The 13,540-nt window shown below is 76.6% G+C and carries 19 protein-coding genes and 1 pseudogene; 7 read left to right on the top strand and 13 right to left on the bottom strand.

The features are described 5' to 3' along the window. The 3 genes from G6556_RS11780 to G6556_RS11790 form a co-directional block, all read left to right on the top strand. Positions 1-495, top strand: a 495-nt coding sequence (locus tag G6556_RS11780) for a hypothetical protein (protein WP_166941506.1), incomplete at its 5' end; no start/stop codon positions are given. A gap of 80 nt (positions 496-575) precedes the next feature. Then, positions 576-794, top strand: a complete 219-nt coding sequence (locus tag G6556_RS11785) for a DUF2945 domain-containing protein (protein ID WP_166941508.1) — start codon at positions 576-578, stop codon at positions 792-794. 179 nt (positions 795-973) lie between these two features. Beyond that, the gene (locus tag G6556_RS11790) at positions 974-1,288 is read left to right on the top strand and encodes a hypothetical protein (RefSeq protein WP_166941510.1); all 315 of its coding nucleotides are present in this window, start codon (positions 974-976) and stop codon (positions 1,286-1,288) included. 95 nt (positions 1,289-1,383) lie between these two features. Here G6556_RS11790 and G6556_RS11795 read toward each other — a convergent pair whose 3' ends face one another. The 4 genes from G6556_RS11795 to G6556_RS11810 all read right to left on the bottom strand — a co-directional run bounded on the left by G6556_RS11795 (position 1,384) and on the right by G6556_RS11810 (position 3,968). Next, entirely contained in the window at positions 1,384-2,034 is a 651-nt protein-coding gene (locus tag G6556_RS11795) for a class I SAM-dependent methyltransferase (RefSeq protein WP_166941512.1), read from the bottom strand. Positions 2,035-2,109: 75 nt separating this feature from the next. Further along, a complete protein-coding gene (locus G6556_RS11800) occupies positions 2,110-2,490 on the bottom strand; it encodes an HNH endonuclease (protein WP_166941514.1) in 381 nt (126 codons plus the stop codon). Positions 2,491-2,548: 58 nt separating this feature from the next. Then, on the bottom strand, positions 2,549-3,175 hold the full coding sequence (locus G6556_RS11805) for a dihydrofolate reductase family protein (RefSeq protein WP_166941516.1): 627 nt from the start codon (positions 3,173-3,175) through the stop codon (positions 2,549-2,551). 52 nt (positions 3,176-3,227) lie between these two features. Next, positions 3,228-3,968: an SDR family NAD(P)-dependent oxidoreductase gene (locus tag G6556_RS11810; RefSeq protein WP_166941518.1), complete on the bottom strand. Its 741-nt coding sequence runs from the start codon at positions 3,966-3,968 to the stop codon at positions 3,228-3,230. 132 nt (positions 3,969-4,100) lie between these two features. Here G6556_RS11810 and G6556_RS11815 point away from each other — a divergent pair, with 132 nt between their 5' ends. Beyond that, positions 4,101-4,934, top strand: coding sequence for a helix-turn-helix transcriptional regulator (locus tag G6556_RS11815; RefSeq protein ID WP_166941520.1), 834 nt, complete (start codon positions 4,101-4,103; stop codon positions 4,932-4,934). Positions 4,935-4,989: 55 nt separating this feature from the next. Here the strand turns inward: G6556_RS11815 and G6556_RS11820 are convergent, their stop codons facing one another. From G6556_RS11820 to G6556_RS11830, 4 genes and pseudogenes are all read right to left on the bottom strand, one after another. Next, on the bottom strand, positions 4,990-5,586 hold the full coding sequence (locus tag G6556_RS11820) for a hypothetical protein (RefSeq protein WP_166941522.1): 597 nt from the start codon (positions 5,584-5,586) through the stop codon (positions 4,990-4,992). Beyond that, complete coding sequence (locus G6556_RS19575; RefSeq protein WP_346774854.1) at positions 5,583-5,981, bottom strand: PEP-utilizing enzyme; 399 nt, start codon at positions 5,979-5,981, stop codon at positions 5,583-5,585. The genes G6556_RS11820 and G6556_RS19575 overlap by 4 nt, the downstream gene beginning before the upstream one ends. A gap of 18 nt (positions 5,982-5,999) precedes the next feature. Next, positions 6,000-6,646: pseudogene (locus tag G6556_RS19580) on the bottom strand (PEP/pyruvate-binding domain-containing protein); the annotation flags it as partial. Continuing rightward, on the bottom strand, positions 6,643-7,008 hold the full coding sequence (locus tag G6556_RS11830; protein ID WP_166941524.1) for a hypothetical protein: 366 nt from the start codon (positions 7,006-7,008) through the stop codon (positions 6,643-6,645). The gene G6556_RS11830 and the pseudogene G6556_RS19580, both read right to left, overlap by 4 nt. A gap of 96 nt (positions 7,009-7,104) precedes the next feature. Between G6556_RS11830 and G6556_RS11835 the strand changes: the two genes are divergently transcribed. Next, positions 7,105-7,647: a sugar O-acetyltransferase gene (locus tag G6556_RS11835; RefSeq protein WP_346774853.1), complete on the top strand. Its 543-nt coding sequence runs from the start codon at positions 7,105-7,107 to the stop codon at positions 7,645-7,647. Positions 7,648-7,661: 14 nt separating this feature from the next. On the opposite strand, the gene G6556_RS11840 is transcribed toward G6556_RS11835, so the two are convergent. Further along, a complete protein-coding gene (locus G6556_RS11840) occupies positions 7,662-7,955 on the bottom strand; it encodes a helix-turn-helix transcriptional regulator (protein ID WP_166941528.1) in 294 nt (97 codons plus the stop codon). A 68-nt stretch (positions 7,956-8,023) separates the two neighbouring features. Between G6556_RS11840 and map the strand changes: the two genes are divergently transcribed. Beyond that, complete coding sequence (gene map, locus G6556_RS11845; RefSeq protein WP_166941530.1) at positions 8,024-8,791, top strand: type I methionyl aminopeptidase; 768 nt, start codon at positions 8,024-8,026, stop codon at positions 8,789-8,791. Between the two features lie 52 nt (positions 8,792-8,843). After that, positions 8,844-9,356 carry a MarR family transcriptional regulator gene (locus G6556_RS11850; RefSeq protein WP_166941532.1) on the top strand — a complete coding sequence of 171 codons (513 nt, stop codon included), beginning with the start codon at positions 8,844-8,846 and terminating at the stop codon, positions 9,354-9,356. A 77-nt stretch (positions 9,357-9,433) separates the two neighbouring features. Here G6556_RS11850 and G6556_RS11855 read toward each other — a convergent pair whose 3' ends face one another. From G6556_RS11855 to G6556_RS11870, 4 genes are all read right to left on the bottom strand, one after another. Further along, positions 9,434-10,507 carry an alkene reductase gene (locus G6556_RS11855; protein ID WP_166941534.1) on the bottom strand — a complete coding sequence of 358 codons (1,074 nt, stop codon included), beginning with the start codon at positions 10,505-10,507 and terminating at the stop codon, positions 9,434-9,436. Between the two features lie 76 nt (positions 10,508-10,583). Continuing rightward, complete coding sequence (locus G6556_RS11860) at positions 10,584-11,138, bottom strand: DinB family protein (RefSeq protein ID WP_166941536.1); 555 nt, start codon at positions 11,136-11,138, stop codon at positions 10,584-10,586. 55 nt (positions 11,139-11,193) lie between these two features. Continuing rightward, on the bottom strand, positions 11,194-11,967 hold the full coding sequence (locus G6556_RS19585) for a phosphotransferase (RefSeq protein ID WP_166941538.1): 774 nt from the start codon (positions 11,965-11,967) through the stop codon (positions 11,194-11,196). Positions 11,968-12,023: 56 nt separating this feature from the next. Next, positions 12,024-13,505: an MATE family efflux transporter gene (locus G6556_RS11870; protein WP_166941540.1), complete on the bottom strand. Its 1,482-nt coding sequence runs from the start codon at positions 13,503-13,505 to the stop codon at positions 12,024-12,026. Positions 13,506-13,540: the final 35 nt, after the last annotated feature.

A 13,540-nucleotide genomic window follows, 5' to 3' on the forward strand; every position in this document is an offset into this window, starting at 1 on the left:
ACCGTCGGCGCCGGCAAGAGCACCACCGCCGACCACGTGGGCGAGCTCCTCGCGGAGCGCGGCGTCCCGCACGCGGTGGTGGACCTGGACGAGCTGCGGCGTTCCTGGCCCGCGCCGCCCGGCGACCCGTTCCAGCAGGACCTCGAGCTGGAGAACCTCCGCGCGGTCGCGGCCGTCTACCGCCGGCGCGGGGCGGCCCGGCTCGTGCTGGCCGGCGTGCTCGAGGACCGGGAGTCGCGGGCGCGGTACGCGGACGCCGTCGGGATGCCCCTCGTGGTCTGCCGCCTCCGGCTCGCCGTGCCGGCCGTGCGCGAGCGGCTCGACGCGCGGCACGCGGGGTACCCCTCGGTGCTCGCCTGGCACCGGCACCGGGCGGGCGAGCTGCACGCGATCCTCGAGGCCGCGCGGGTCGAGGACCACGTGGTCGACGTCGCCGGGCAGACCCCGGCCGAGGTCGCCGCGGCGGTGCTGCGCGCCGCGGGCTGGGACGCGTGACGCCCGCCCTCGCCGTGCCGTGCCGCGCGCCGCGTGGTCTCCTGATCCGGACCGCACGCCGCCGAGGGAGGACCCGCACCATGGCCGAGTCGATCCGCGTCGGGGACCGGGTGTCCTGGAACACCTCGCAGGGGCGCACACAGGGCCGGGTCGTCGAGCGGCGCACCGCGGACTTCCAGCACGACGGCCAGAAGTTCACCGCCTCGGACGACGAGCCCGCCTACGTCGTGGAGTCCGAGAAGACCGGGGCCCGCGCGGCGCACAAGGGGTCGGCGCTGCGCCGGCTCGCGTCCGACTAGCGCGCCCGGCGCCCGCCACCCGGCACTTGCGCACGCGAGGACCCGCACCCGGGACCCGCACAGGATCGGCACAGGGACTCACCTCGCCGGACCCCGTCGTGCGCCTACCGTCGGGGTGGACGCCCTGGTGAGGGCGCGGAGCGCGGGGAGGCGCCATGCGGGCAGGTCGGGGTCGGGCGGTGGTCGGGGTCGCCCTCGGGGCGGGGCTGCTCGTCCTCGCGGGGTGCGCCTCCGGCGCGGACATCGAGATCGCCAACGACGCGGACGCGGACGTGACGGTGCGGATCGGCGACGAGGTCACCGAGGTGTCGGACGACGGCGGCGCACTGCTCCTCGACGTGACCGACTGCTACGGGCCGCCGGTCACCGTCACCTACGACGACGGCCGCGCCGTCGGGCTGGACGACGACGTCTGCCCGGGCGACCTGCTCCGGGTCACCGAGGACGACGTCGACCTGGTGCGGGCGGCGGACCGCACCCGCTCCGACGCGTAGCGGGCGCGGTGTCCCGGCGCGTCGGACGCCGGACCGAGGCTCGGGGGAGGCGACTGTGCTGCTCACCGGCTCCGCGCCGCCGTCCACGCGCGGGGTCACCCCGGCAGGCGGTGCACCAGCGTGTACCGCCAGAACAGCCGCCGTCGCACCCGGGCGCCGGGCAGCACGCGCGCGGCCACGGCGCGGACCTCGGCGAGCGTGACCTCGGGCTCCCGGGTCGGTGCGGCCATCGCGACGCGCGCCGCGGCGGACCGGCGGCCCCGCAGCAGCCCGACCACCAGGTTCACCGGGACGGCCAGCGCCGAGACCGCGCGGTCGCGCCGGGTCGCCTCGCGGTAGCACCCGACCACCACCAGGACGCCACCGGGACGGAGCAGCGCCGACCACCGGGTCAGCGCCTCGGCCATCGGCAGGTGGTGCAGCACCGCGACGGCGGTCACGGCGTCGTACCCGGGCGCGGGGGCGTCGAGGTGCAGCGCGTCGGCGACGGCGAACGTGGCGCCGGGGTGCCCCGCGGACAGGGCGCGCGCGGTCGCGACGCCGGCGGCGTCGACGTCGACCCCGTGCGCGGCGGCCCCCCGGGCGGCCAGCGCCCGCACCAGCCCGCCGGCGCCGCAGCCGACGTCGAGCACCCGGGCGGGTCCGGGCGGTACCTGGCGCAGCACCCACCGGCGGTAGGCGTCGTTGTGGCTCCACGGGTGCGCGGCGTTGACCCGGTCCAGCCAGCGGATCAGGGAGGGCGGCATCCGCCCAGCCTGGCACGCGCCCGTGGCCGCGGGGCGGGAACGGCCCACGTCGGCGCGGCTGGTCAGCAACGGACGTCAGCGCCGCAGCCGCCGCAGCTGCGCCGCCACGTACGCGCGCGCCCGCCGCTGCCCGCCCCGTTCCGCGATGGCCGCGGCGAGCGCGTGGAGCGACCGCACCACCGCCGCGCCGTCGGGGTCCCAGCCGCGCCGCCCGCACTCCTCGAGCCACTCGACGACCCCGCGGTGGCCGCGCTCGGCGTTGCACCGGCGGCAGGCGGGGACCTCGTTCTCGAGCCACGACGGACCGCCCTTGGCGCGCGGCACCAGGTGCTCGCGGGTCGGCGGCACCAGCGGCCCGAACGCCCGACCGCACCAGACGCAGCGCGCGCCGTCCCGCTCGACGGCGAGGCGCAGCCGCTCGGCGCGCGGGGCCCGTCGCGGTCCGGCGGTGGTCATGCCGCCGACGCTACGACCCGCGCGGCCGGGCGGCGCGCCCGGGGTTGCCGGGGGAGGGTCAGGCGTCCGGGTGCGGCGCGGTCGCGGCGTAGGCCGGCCGGCCCGCCGGCTCGTACGTCTGCACCGTCACGCCCGTCGGCGTCGTCGTGGTGCCCACGAGCCGCAGCCGGAGGTCCGGCCCGTCCTGCGGGAACAGCCGCACGCCCTGCCCGACGACCACGGGGTAGGTCAGCAGAGTCATCCGGTCCACCAGGTCGTGCGCGAGCAGCCAGCGCACCAGCACGCCGCTGCCGGGGACGAGCAGGTCGCCCTCGCCCGTCGCCCGCAGGTCCGCCACCTGCGCGGCGACGTCCCCGCGCAGCACCGTCGTGCCCGGCCACGACGCGTCCCTCAGCGTCGTGGACGCCACGTACTTCGGCCGGTCGTGCAGGGCCGACGCGATCGGGTTCGAGGCGGGGTCGGCGAACGCGCCCCAGTACCCGGCGAAGTTCTCGTACGTCCGCCGGCCGAGCAGGAACCCCGCCGCAGCGCCGTACTCGGCGGCGACCAGGTCGCCGACCGCGGGGTCGCCCGACCCGAGGGCCCACCCGCCGCGCGTGAAGCCGCCGCGGGTGTCCTCGGCGGAGCCGCCCATGCCCTGCATCACGCCGTCCAGGGAGACGTGCGTGGTCGTCGTCAGCCTCATCGCCGGGCTCCCTCGTCGCAGCGGGTCGTCGCCGCCGAGCGTACGACCCCGCTCAGCCTCGCCGGAGGGCGGTCAGCGCCTGCGAGCGCCGCGCGACCAGGTCGGCGTAGGTGCCGTCCCGCTCCGCCCACCGGTGCATGAGCACGCCGCGGACCAGCACCTCGTCCGGCGTGGGCTCCTGGGCGAGCAGGTCGAGCACCTCGTCGAGGAACGCGTCGAGCGGCAGGGCCGCCGGGTTGACCTCCTCCTGGCCGGCGGTGGCCACCGCGGGCGGCACCAGCTCGGTGACCTCGACGCCGGTGCCGGCGAGCTGGGCGCGCAGGGCCTCGGTGTACGCGTGCACGCCGGCCTTGGAGGCGGCGTAGGTCGGCATCGGCGGGAACGGCAGGAACGCGATCCCCGAGCTGACCGTCACGATCCGGCCCGCGCCCCGCCCGATCAGGTGCGGTGTGAACGCGTCGAGCACGCGGATCGTGCCGAGCAGGTTGGTCACGACGGTCGTCTCGGCCGCCGCGAAGTGCGCCGGGTCCCGGAGGTCCTCGACCAGCATGACCCCGGACATGGTGACGACGAGGTCGAGGTCCGGGTGCGCAGCCAGGACGGCGTCCCGGGCGCGGCGCACGGAGGTCTCGTCGGTGACGTCGACCTGGACGGTCTCCAGCCCGTCGACCGGGGCTGCGCGTCGGCCGCCGACGACGACCGTGCTGCCCGCCTCGGCCAGCCGCCGCGCCAGCCCGAGGCCGATGCCCGACGTGCCGCCGACGATGAGCGCGGTGCGCTGCGTGAGGTCCATGGGGTCCTTCTTCCTGTGTCCGGGTGGGGCACCCACGCTGCCGGGGACGCGCCCGGCACGGGTCCACCCCCTCGGTCCTGGGACCGGCAGGACCACCCCACGAGCGGGCGCGTCGGCCTACCGTGGGTCTCGATGAGCGGACCCGGGAGCAGCAGCAGGCTCGGCGCGTACCTGCGCGCCCGGCGGGAGCAGGTCACCCCCGAGCAGGCGGGCATCCCCGGCGGGCCGAACCGGCGGGTGGCGGGGCTCCGCCGGGAGGAGGTGGCGCTGCTGGCCGGCATCAGCGCCGACTACTACCTGCGGCTCGAGCAGGGCCGGGACCGCAACCCGTCGCGGCAGGTGCTCGAGGCGCTGGCGCGTGTGCTGCGGCTGGACGACGTCGAGCGCGCGTACCTGTTCGAGGCCGCGGCGACGCCCCCGCGGACCCGGGCCCGACGCCGGCCGGCCGAGCGGGTGCCCGAGCGGCTGCGCCACCTGCTGGCCGCGATGGCGGTGCCCGCGTTCGTCGAGGGCCGCACGTTCGACGTCCTGGCGTCGAACTCGCTGGCCCTGGCGCTGTCGCCGCGGCTGCGGCCGGGGGAGAACCGGCTCCGGTCCCTGCTGCTCGACCCCGAGGAGCGGGCGTTCCACGCCGACTGGGAGGGGGCCGTCGCCGGCTTCGTGGCGGCGTTCCGGCAGAGCGTCGGGGACGACGTGGACGAGCCGCGTGCTGTGGAGCTCGTGGGGGAGCTGTCGCTGGCGAGCGCACGGTTCCGGCAGCTCTGGGCGCGGCAGGACGTCCGGCGGCTGTCGGGCGGGACGACGGTGGTGCGGCACCCCGTCGTCGGCGAGCTGACGCTGCACCGCGACAAGCTGCCCGTCGACGGGCTGGTCCTCGTCGTGTACTACGCCGACGACGGCAGCCCGAGCGCGGAGCGGCTCGCGCTGCTGGGCGCCCTCGCGACCCCCGCGTCCTCCGTCGGCTGACCGGCGGATCCCAGGACGCCGGGCGTAGGCCTGCGCCCACCGCGAGGCCTGCGCATCAGCGCTCGATCCCGAGCGTGGCGAGCAGGTCCTCGTGCAGCTCGAACCACACCCGGTGGGCCGAGTCCCGATCGGTCGCGGTGATCCACGACGGGTCAGCACGAGCCCGGCCCAGGGCGGCGGTGAACCGCCTCTGGTAGCCCTCGAACCGGGGGAGGTGCGCGACCAGGCGCGCCTCGATCGCGGCCAGCGCGTCCGCCGCCTCGGCCAGGTCCCGGAGCACGCCGTCGAGTGTCGCGGGTTGCGACGTCAGGCCGAGCTCGGTGAGCTGCCACCGGGTGCAGGCGGACGTCACCAGGTCGTTCACCGGGCCGAACCCCGTGAGCACGTCCTCGACGACCGAGCGGGCCCCGGCGCGGTCGAGCTGTGCGGCCAGCAGTGCCTCGCCGACTGCCGCACCCCGCTCGGTCAGCGACCAGTGGTGGGGACCCGCGAACGGGGACCGGACGACGAGCCCGGACGCCTCCGCGTCGAGCAGGAGCTCCTCGGCCCCGACCTCCGGGAGACCGGTCCGGCGCGCGATCTCCGGGGCGTCCGCGACACCTCGCACCCGGAGCGCGTGCAGCACCGGCAGGAGCTGGTCCGACCCGGTCACGCCGCCACCAGTCGCACGGTTCCGGCCGAGCCGTCGACCACGACCAGCGCGCCATCCAGCAGGTCGCGTGCGCCCGTCACCCCGGTGACCGCGGGGACGCCCAGCTCGCGGGCCACGATGGCGGCGTGCGACAGCAGGCCACCCACCTCGGTGACGACCGCCGCCGCGTGCGCGAGCGCCGGGGTCCAGGCGGGCGAGGTGGCGCGGCACACCAGCACCTCGCCCGGCCGGAACGCCGGGAGGTCGTCCACGCCCCGCAGGACCCGCACCCGCCCCGACGCGGTGCCGGGGCTCGCGGGGGTCCCTGAGGAGAGGACCGCTCCGACAGCGCCGGGAGGCGGTCCGGCCGCGCCCGTGGGGTGCGCGGTCACGGGGCGAGCCTGGAGCGTCCACACCGTGCCGGCCGTGTCGAGTGCCCACTCGACGTCCTGCGGACCGCCCAGCAACCGCTCGACCCGCTCGGCGGAGACGACGACCGCTCGCGCCTGGTCGGGGCTGAGGACTCCGCGCGCCCGGTCGACCCGCGGCCGTGCCCCCGGCTCGGCGTGCCAGCGCTCGGGCTCCGTGCCGCCGGACACCAGCCGGTCGCCCGTGCCCGGCACCGCCTCGACCACGGTCGTCCGCGCACCGGTGACGGGGTTCCGCGTGAACGCCACACCCGCCGCCCGGGCGTCAGCATCGGCTGCACCAGCACGGCGACCCCGGGGGCCGGGTCCAGGCCGAGCGCGGACGCGTAGGCGACGGATTCGGTCGTCGTCGCCGCGACGGCGCGCACCGCGGCGCCGACCTCCTCGAACGGGACGTGCAGGTAGGTCCGGAACTGACCCGCGAACGACGCGCGAGCGCCGTCCTCGGCCGCTGCGGAGGACCGCACCGCGTACGGGCCGACGCCGAGCGCGCGCAGGCGAGCGGGGAGCACGTGGGGCCAGCGGGGGTCGAGCACCCGGGGGACGATCAGCCCGTCGGGCACGGCCAGCCCCGCCCGGAGCAGTCGGCCGAGCGTCCGTGCCTTGGTGCCGCACGCCGCGCCGGCGTCCCGGAGCCCGACCACGCCGGTCACCGGGCAGCCCGCGACAGCACCCGTGCCATGCGCTGCTGCGCCGCCTGCCCGGACCCGAGGCCCAGTGCGGCGGCGATCTCCTGGAACGTCATGCCCGAGGCCCGCGCTGCGAACAGCAGCGCCGCCTCGACCTGGTCCAGCTCCTCGCGTGCGGCGTGCAGCAGCCCGAGGCCCGCCGTGACGACCTCGGCCTCCGCTGCGGGGTCGGACGCACGCCAGGCCGCGAGACGCACCAGGTCGCCGTCGCTCGCGGGTTGAGCCCCGTGCTGCCACGGGCGACGGGCGAGGTCGCCCGCCCCGGCGCGGCGCAGCACCGCCCGGTGCGATTCGAGCCCGGCGGCTCGTTCCTGGTCCTCGGTCATGCTGACATCCCAGAGGATCAACAGACTGTTGTCAACATGGTGTTGATCCTCGGGTCGATTCGCGTCAGCCACCGGCGCGCGCGGCATGATCGTCCCGTGCCCGGCGACCTCCTCCTGCGCATCCACAGCCCCGAGTTCCGCGCGATGTCCGAGCGGGTGCTCCGCGCCACCGAGCTGACCTCGCGGCTGAACGTGCTGCCCTTCGACGACGAGGCCGGCCGCGCCGCGCTCCTGGAGCAGATCCTGGGGCGGCCGGTGCCGACGGGCGTGACGATCTACCCGCCGTTCTTCACGGACCACGGGCTGAACCTCGACCTCGGGGACCGGGTGTTCGTCAACCAGAACTGCACGTTCCTCGACTACGCAGGCATCCGCCTGGGGCCGCGGGTGCTGGTGGCGCCACGGGTCACGTTCATCACCGTCGGGCACCCGGTCGACACCGAGGACCGCCGGGTGTGGCTCACGGGCGGCCCGATCGACGTCGGGGAGAACGTGTGGATCGGCGCGGGGGCGACGATCCTGCCCGGCGTGACCATCGGCCCGGACGCGGTGATCGCCGCGGGCTCCGTCGTCGCGGAGGACGTACCGGAGCGAACCCTGGTCGCCGGGGGCAGGGCGGTGGTGAGCCGGACCTTCTGACGGGCCCGCCGGCGTCAGGACGCGAGGGGTGCGGCCGCGCCGGTCGCGGCGAGCGCCCGGCCCTCGGTGCGCCGGAGCTCCGCCCACACCTCGTCCAGCGACAGCCCGAGCACCTCGGCGACGGCCGCGATGGTGGGGAACGCGGGCGTCGCGACGCGGCCGGACTCGATCTTGCGGAGGGTCTCGGGGGACACGCCGGCGTCGAGCGCCACGGCGAGGACCGTCCGCTCGCCGCGCGCCTGCCGGAGCAGCGCGCCGAGCCGGCGGCCGCGCTCGACGTCGTCGGGGGTGAGCGGGAGCCTGACCATGCTCGGGATTCTAGTACCGGGATAGTATGGACGGGATAGTTATCCGCAGGTTGCTGGAAGGCCGCACGATGATCGAGATCCTCAACCCCGCCGAGCTGGACCGCGCCCGCGCCACCGGCGCCCTGGTCGCGTCGATCCTTCGCACGATGCAGGAGCGCAGCACGGTCGGGACGAACCTGCTGGACATCGACGGCTGGACCCGGGGGATGATCGCCGACGCCGGGGCGGAGTCCTGCTACGTCGACTACGCGCCGTCCTTCGGGCGCGGGCCGTTCGGCCACTACATCTGCACGTCGGTCAACGACGCGGTGCTGCACGGCAAGCCGCACGACTACGTGCTCGCCGACGGCGACCTGCTGACCCTCGACCTCGCCGTGTCGCTCGACGGGATCGTCGCGGACTCCGCGGTGAGCTTCGTGGTCGGCAGGACGCAGCCGGCCGAGAGCCTGGCCCTGATCGAGGCGACCGAGCGTGCGCTGGCCGCGGGCATCGCGGCCGCCGGCCCGGGTGCCCGCATCGGCGACCTGTCGCACGCGATCGGCACCACGCTCACCGGTGCGGGGTACACGGTGAACACCGAGTTCGGCGGGCACGGCGTCGGGTCGACCATGCACCAGGACCCGCACATCGCGAACACCGGCCGAGCCGGTCGCGGGTACACCCTGCGGCCCGGCCTGCTGCTCGCGATCGAGCCGTGGGTGATGGCCGACACCGACGAGCTGGTGACCGACGCCGACGGGTGGACGCTGCGCAGCGCGACGGGCGCGCGCACCGCGCACAGCGAGCACACGGTCGCCATCACCGAGGACGGCGTGGAGGTCCTGACGCTGCGCTGAACGGCGCGACGCCGGTGGACTCTGCAAATTCGAAGCACCTAGGATGGGCCGCATGACCGACGACGCGCCCCCCGGCCTCGATCCCGTCGAGCTCGGCGCGTACTTCGCGCTCATCGAGGTGAGCAGCCTGGTGCGGCACACCGTCGAGCAGCAGCTGCAGGAGGTCGGCGGCCTCAGCTACGTCCAGTTCCAGCTCCTGGCCACGCTCGGCGACGCCCCGGACGGCAGCCGCCGCATGACCGACCTGGCCGACGGCGTCGTCTACAGCCGCAGCGGCCTGACCTACCAGGCCGGGCTGCTGGAGAAGGCCGGGCTCGTCACCCGCGCGCCGTCGCCCGACGACGAGCGCGGGGTGACCGTCACGATCACCGACGCCGGTCGCGACCTGCTCGCCCGGGTGTTCCCCGGCCACATCGGCGTGGTGCGGGACCTGCTCGTCGACCCGCTCGACCGCGCGGACGTCGAGGCGCTGGCGCGGGTGCTCGGCACCGTGCGGGACCACCTGCGGGCGAACCCGCCGCGCTCGGCGGCGCCGCGCCGCCGGGGACGCACGGCGGGCGCCTGACGCGGGCGGGCACGCCGGGCAGCGGCCCGGACGTCCCCGCCCGCGCGGGTCACGCCGCGCGGATCAGGCCACGGCAGTCAGGCCGCGGCGGTCGGGTAGTCGGTGTACCCCTCGGCGCCGGCGGCGTAGAACGTGGCCGGGTCCGGCGCGTTCTCGCCGAGGTCCCGCGCCCAGCGCGCGACCAGGTCCGGGTTGGCGATCGCCGCGCGCCCCACGGCGGCGAGGTCGACGACGCCGTCCTCGACGAGGCCGACCGCCTCGTCGCGCGTGGTGCTCACCGCGAAGCCGGAGTTGCCGATCAGCGGCGCGCCGACCCGGCGGCGGATGCCCTGGACGAGGTCGCCGCGCAGGTCGCGCTGCAGCACGTCGACGAACGCCAGGCCCAGCGGCGCGAGCCCGTCCGCGAGCGCCGCGTAGGTCGCCGCGGTGACCTCGGGGTGGGTCTCGACGGCGCCCTGGATGTCGTGCTCGGGCGACAGCCGGATGCCGGTGCGGTCGGCGCCGATCTCCGCCGCGACGGCGGTGACGACCTCGATCGCGAGCCGCGCGCGCCCCTCGGCCGTGCCTCCGTAGCCGTCGGTGCGCAGGTTGCTGGCGGGGGAGAGGAACTGGTGGATCAGGTAGCCGTTCGCGCCGTGCACCTCGACGGCGTCGAGGCCGGCGTCCACGGCCCGGCGCGCGCCGGCGACGAAGCCGCGGACGACCTCGGCGATCTCGTCGGCGTCGAGCGCGTGCGGGACCGGGTGCTCGGCCTTGCCGGCGGGCGTGCGGATCTCGCCCGGGGCGGCGACGGCGCTGGCGGACACGACGCGGCCGGCCCCGGTGACGTCGGGGTGCGCGATGCGGCCGCCGTGCATGATCTGCATCGCGATCCGCCCGCCGGCGGCGTGCACGGCGTCGGCGACCCGCGCCCACCCCGCGGCCTGCTCGGCGGTCTCGATGCCCGGCTGCCCGGTCCAGGTCCGGCCCTCGATCACGGGGTAGGTGCCCTCGGTGAGGATGAGGCCCATGCCGGCGCGCTGGCCGTAGTGCTCGACGAGCAGGTCGCCGGGCACCGCGGACTCGCCGGCGCGCAGCCGGGTCAGCGGGGCCATGACGACGCGGTTGGCCAGCTCGACGCGGCCGACGGTGGTGGGGTCGAAGATCTTCACGCAGGAGGGAGCGCCGCCCGGGCCCGCGCTGTTCCGTGACGTGCGCCACCGGCCGGGCGCTCCGCGACCCCGCGTGTCACTGCCCGACGCGGCCGTCGACGCACTCCCGCAGCAGGTCGGCGTGCCCGCAGTGCCGGGCGTACTCCTCGATCCGGTGCACCTGGAGCTCGCGGACGGCGATGCCGTCGGCGCCCAGCCGCTCGCCGAGGTCCGGGTGCGCGGCGAGCGCCGCGTCCGTCTCGGCCTGCTCGCGCGCGAGGTCGGCGAACGCGGCCGCGACGAGGGCGGGATCGGCCGCCGCCCCGTCGAAGTCGCCGTCGGCGCCGCCGTACAGCGGGGGCGGTGCGTCGCCGGTGATCCAGCCGCGCCAGTCCCGCTCGACCTCGGCGAGGTGCCGGACGAGCCCGAGCAACGACAGGGTCGACGGCGGGACCGACCGGCGCGCGAGCTGCTCGGCGTCGAGGTCGTCGCACTTCATCAGGAGCGTCGCCCGGTACCGCCCGAGGTAGTCGAGGAGTGTCGGCAGCTCGCCGTCCGGGCTCACGCCGTCGCTGTTCCGCGGGTCGTCGGCGGGGTCGACCCACATGTCGGGGTACACGGTCGCGCGGGTCCACCGGGTGGGCTGGTCCATCGGCCCATGCTCGTCCCGGTGCGCGGCGCGGGGCGAGACATTTCCCGCCCGGCGGTCACGCGCTCCCGGCGGCGGCGACGAGGCTCGCCGCCCGCGCCTCGACCCAGGCCGCGTCGTCGAGGTAGAGCCGGACGTGCCCGAGCAGCCGCGGGTCGCCGTCGGCCCGCTCCCGCGTGAACCGCGCCAGCTCGCGCAGCCGGACCGGGACGACGTCGAGCACGTCGCGCGGTGCCGGCTCGCCGTAGGCGCGGCACAGCAGGTCCAGCCGGCGCCGGCGCTCGCCCAGGGGCACCGGCCCCGGGTCGGCACCCGCCGGCCCGAGCGGAACCAGGCGGTAGGCGAGGTAGGCCAGGTCCCACGCCCGCGGTCCCGGCGCCGCGGTGTCCCAGTCGATGAGCGCCACGAGCCGGCCGTCCCGGAACACCATGTTGTCCGGGGAGGTGTCGCTGTGGCAGATCACCTCCGCCGGCTCGCGCTCCGGGAGCCGCCACACCGCGCCGCCCCGGTCGAAGGACGCCGAGGCGTCGTGCACCCGGCGCAGGAGCGCGGCGGCCGCGCCGAGGACGTCGTCCTGCCACACCCAGGCCGGCATCGGGTAGGCCGGGACGTCGCCCGGCACGAGGCCGGTGACGTCCCGGCCCCGGTCGTCCACGCCGAGCGGAGCCGGGACGCCGGGGACCCCCGCCGCGCGCAGGTGGGCCAGGAACCGCTGGATCGTCGGCGTCCACGGGCCGGCAGCGCGGCGCACGGTGTCGCCGGACCGGACCGCGCCGCCCATGCCGCCGCCGGGGAGCCGGGCCTCCGCCGCGCCCGCAGTCGTCTCGTCCACGGGGCGATCGTCGCGCGGCCGGCGCGCGGGAGCGAGCGCATTCCGCGCCCGGGCGCTCACCCCTCGGCGGCCGCCAAGGCCTCCTCGGCGCGCTCGGGGCTGCCGCCGGCCAGCCCCCGGTCGATCGCGCGCCTCGTCGTGAGCAGGAGCACCACCCCCGCCGCCAGGACCGCGACCTCGGTCACCGTCAGCGCCCAGATGATGCCGGGCAGCCCGAACCAGAGGTTCCCCAGCAGCACCACGGGCACGAACAGCACGCCCTGCGTGACGGACATCGTGGTCGCGGCCAGCGCCTGCCCCGTCGCCTGGAACAGGGAGGTGATGAGGCCGGTGAACCCGTTCGCGATCATCGCCGTCAGCTGGGCCGCCAGCACCGTGACCCCGAGCGCGAGCACCGAGCGGTCGGTGAGGAACACCGCGAGCACGGAGTCGCGGAGCAGGAACACCACGGCCGAGAACAGCAGCGCCACCCCGCCGACGGCGACCGCCGACGTCCGCAGCGCCGCGGTCAGGCGCTCCCGGTCGCCCTTGCCGTAGGTGTACGCCAGCAGGGGCAGCACGCCGAGGGTCACGCCCATGACGAGGAACTCCGGCACCTGCGCGATCCGGACCGCGACGCCCATCGCGGCGAGCGGCCCGTCGCCGTACCCGGCGGCGAGGTTGTTCAGCACGAGGGCCGTCACGATGAGGAACGCGGACTGCAGCAGCGTCCCGACGCCGACGCCCAGCACCGGCTTCAGCACCGCCGGCGACAGGGTGAACCACCGGGGCGCCAGGCTCATGTGCGCGCTGTTCCGGGTCAGCCACACGGCGAAGTAGCCGACGGTCACGAGGTTCGCGAGGCCGACCGCGAGCGCGGCGCCGGCCACCCCGAGGTGCAGACCGACGATGAACAGCGCGTCGAGCGCGACGTTCACGACCGTCGACGCGATCAGCCCGACCATCACCTGCCGGGCGGCGCCCTCGGCGCGGACCAGCTGCTCCAGGCAGACCGCGGCGGCGAGCACGGGCACGAACGCCAGCAGGATCGCGACGAACGTGGTGGTCGCGTGCTGGGCCGCCCGGTCCGCCCCGAGCAGGGCGACCAGCGGGTCGAGGAGCAGCAGGGCGGTGCCGCCGAGCAGGACGCCCACGCCGACGGTGCCCCAGAGGGCGAACGCCGAGACGCGCCGGATCTCGCCGGTGCGGGCGCCGTCGTGCTCGGCGGCGCCGAGGAGCCGGGACACCAGCGCGCCGCCGCCGACACCGAACACGTTGCCGATCGCCATGACGAGGGCCAGCACCGGGGACCCGAGGGTCACCGCCGCGAGCAGGGCGTCGTCGTGCAGCGAGCCGATGAAGCCCGCGTTGATCACGTTGTAGAGCGCGCCGACGATCATCGCCGCCGCCATCGGCACGCACAGGTGCACGAGGGCGCTGACGACGGGCGCGGAGGACAGGAACCAGCGGTCGGAGCCGCGGGGGTCGCCGGTCGCGAGGGCGGCCGGCGCGGTGTCGGCGGCACCGGCCGCGTCGGGGGTGGGGGTCGTGGGGCGCATGGCTGCTCCGTCTCAGGGCAGGGCGAGGCGCGCGG

The sequence above is a fragment of the Cellulomonas sp. IC4_254 genome, from assembly GCF_011603975.1.
Classification (GTDB): Bacteria; Actinomycetota; Actinomycetes; order Actinomycetales; family Cellulomonadaceae; genus Cellulomonas.

Excerpts from the sequence above, each read along its gene's own strand:
- G6556_RS11785 (WP_166941508.1), top strand. The coding sequence starts at position 576 with ATGGCCGAGTCGATCCGCGTCGGGGACCGGGTGTCCTGGAACACCTCG.
- G6556_RS11795 (WP_166941512.1), bottom strand. The coding sequence starts at position 2,034 with ATGCCGCCCTCCCTGATCCGCTGGCTGGACCGGGTCAACGCCGCGCAC.
- G6556_RS11800 (WP_166941514.1), bottom strand. The coding sequence starts at position 2,490 with ATGACCACCGCCGGACCGCGACGGGCCCCGCGCGCCGAGCGGCTGCGC.
- G6556_RS11805 (WP_166941516.1), bottom strand. The coding sequence starts at position 3,175 with ATGAGGCTGACGACGACCACGCACGTCTCCCTGGACGGCGTGATGCAG.
- G6556_RS11810 (WP_166941518.1), bottom strand. The coding sequence starts at position 3,968 with ATGGACCTCACGCAGCGCACCGCGCTCATCGTCGGCGGCACGTCGGGC.
- G6556_RS11815 (WP_166941520.1), top strand. The coding sequence starts at position 4,101 with ATGAGCGGACCCGGGAGCAGCAGCAGGCTCGGCGCGTACCTGCGCGCC.
- G6556_RS11830 (WP_166941524.1), bottom strand. The coding sequence starts at position 7,008 with ATGACCGAGGACCAGGAACGAGCCGCCGGGCTCGAATCGCACCGGGCG.
- G6556_RS11840 (WP_166941528.1), bottom strand. The coding sequence starts at position 7,955 with ATGGTCAGGCTCCCGCTCACCCCCGACGACGTCGAGCGCGGCCGCCGG.
- map (WP_166941530.1), top strand. The coding sequence starts at position 8,024 with ATGATCGAGATCCTCAACCCCGCCGAGCTGGACCGCGCCCGCGCCACC.
- G6556_RS11850 (WP_166941532.1), top strand. The coding sequence starts at position 8,844 with ATGACCGACGACGCGCCCCCCGGCCTCGATCCCGTCGAGCTCGGCGCG.
- G6556_RS11860 (WP_166941536.1), bottom strand. The coding sequence starts at position 11,138 with ATGGACCAGCCCACCCGGTGGACCCGCGCGACCGTGTACCCCGACATG.
- G6556_RS11870 (WP_166941540.1), bottom strand. The coding sequence starts at position 13,505 with ATGCGCCCCACGACCCCCACCCCCGACGCGGCCGGTGCCGCCGACACC.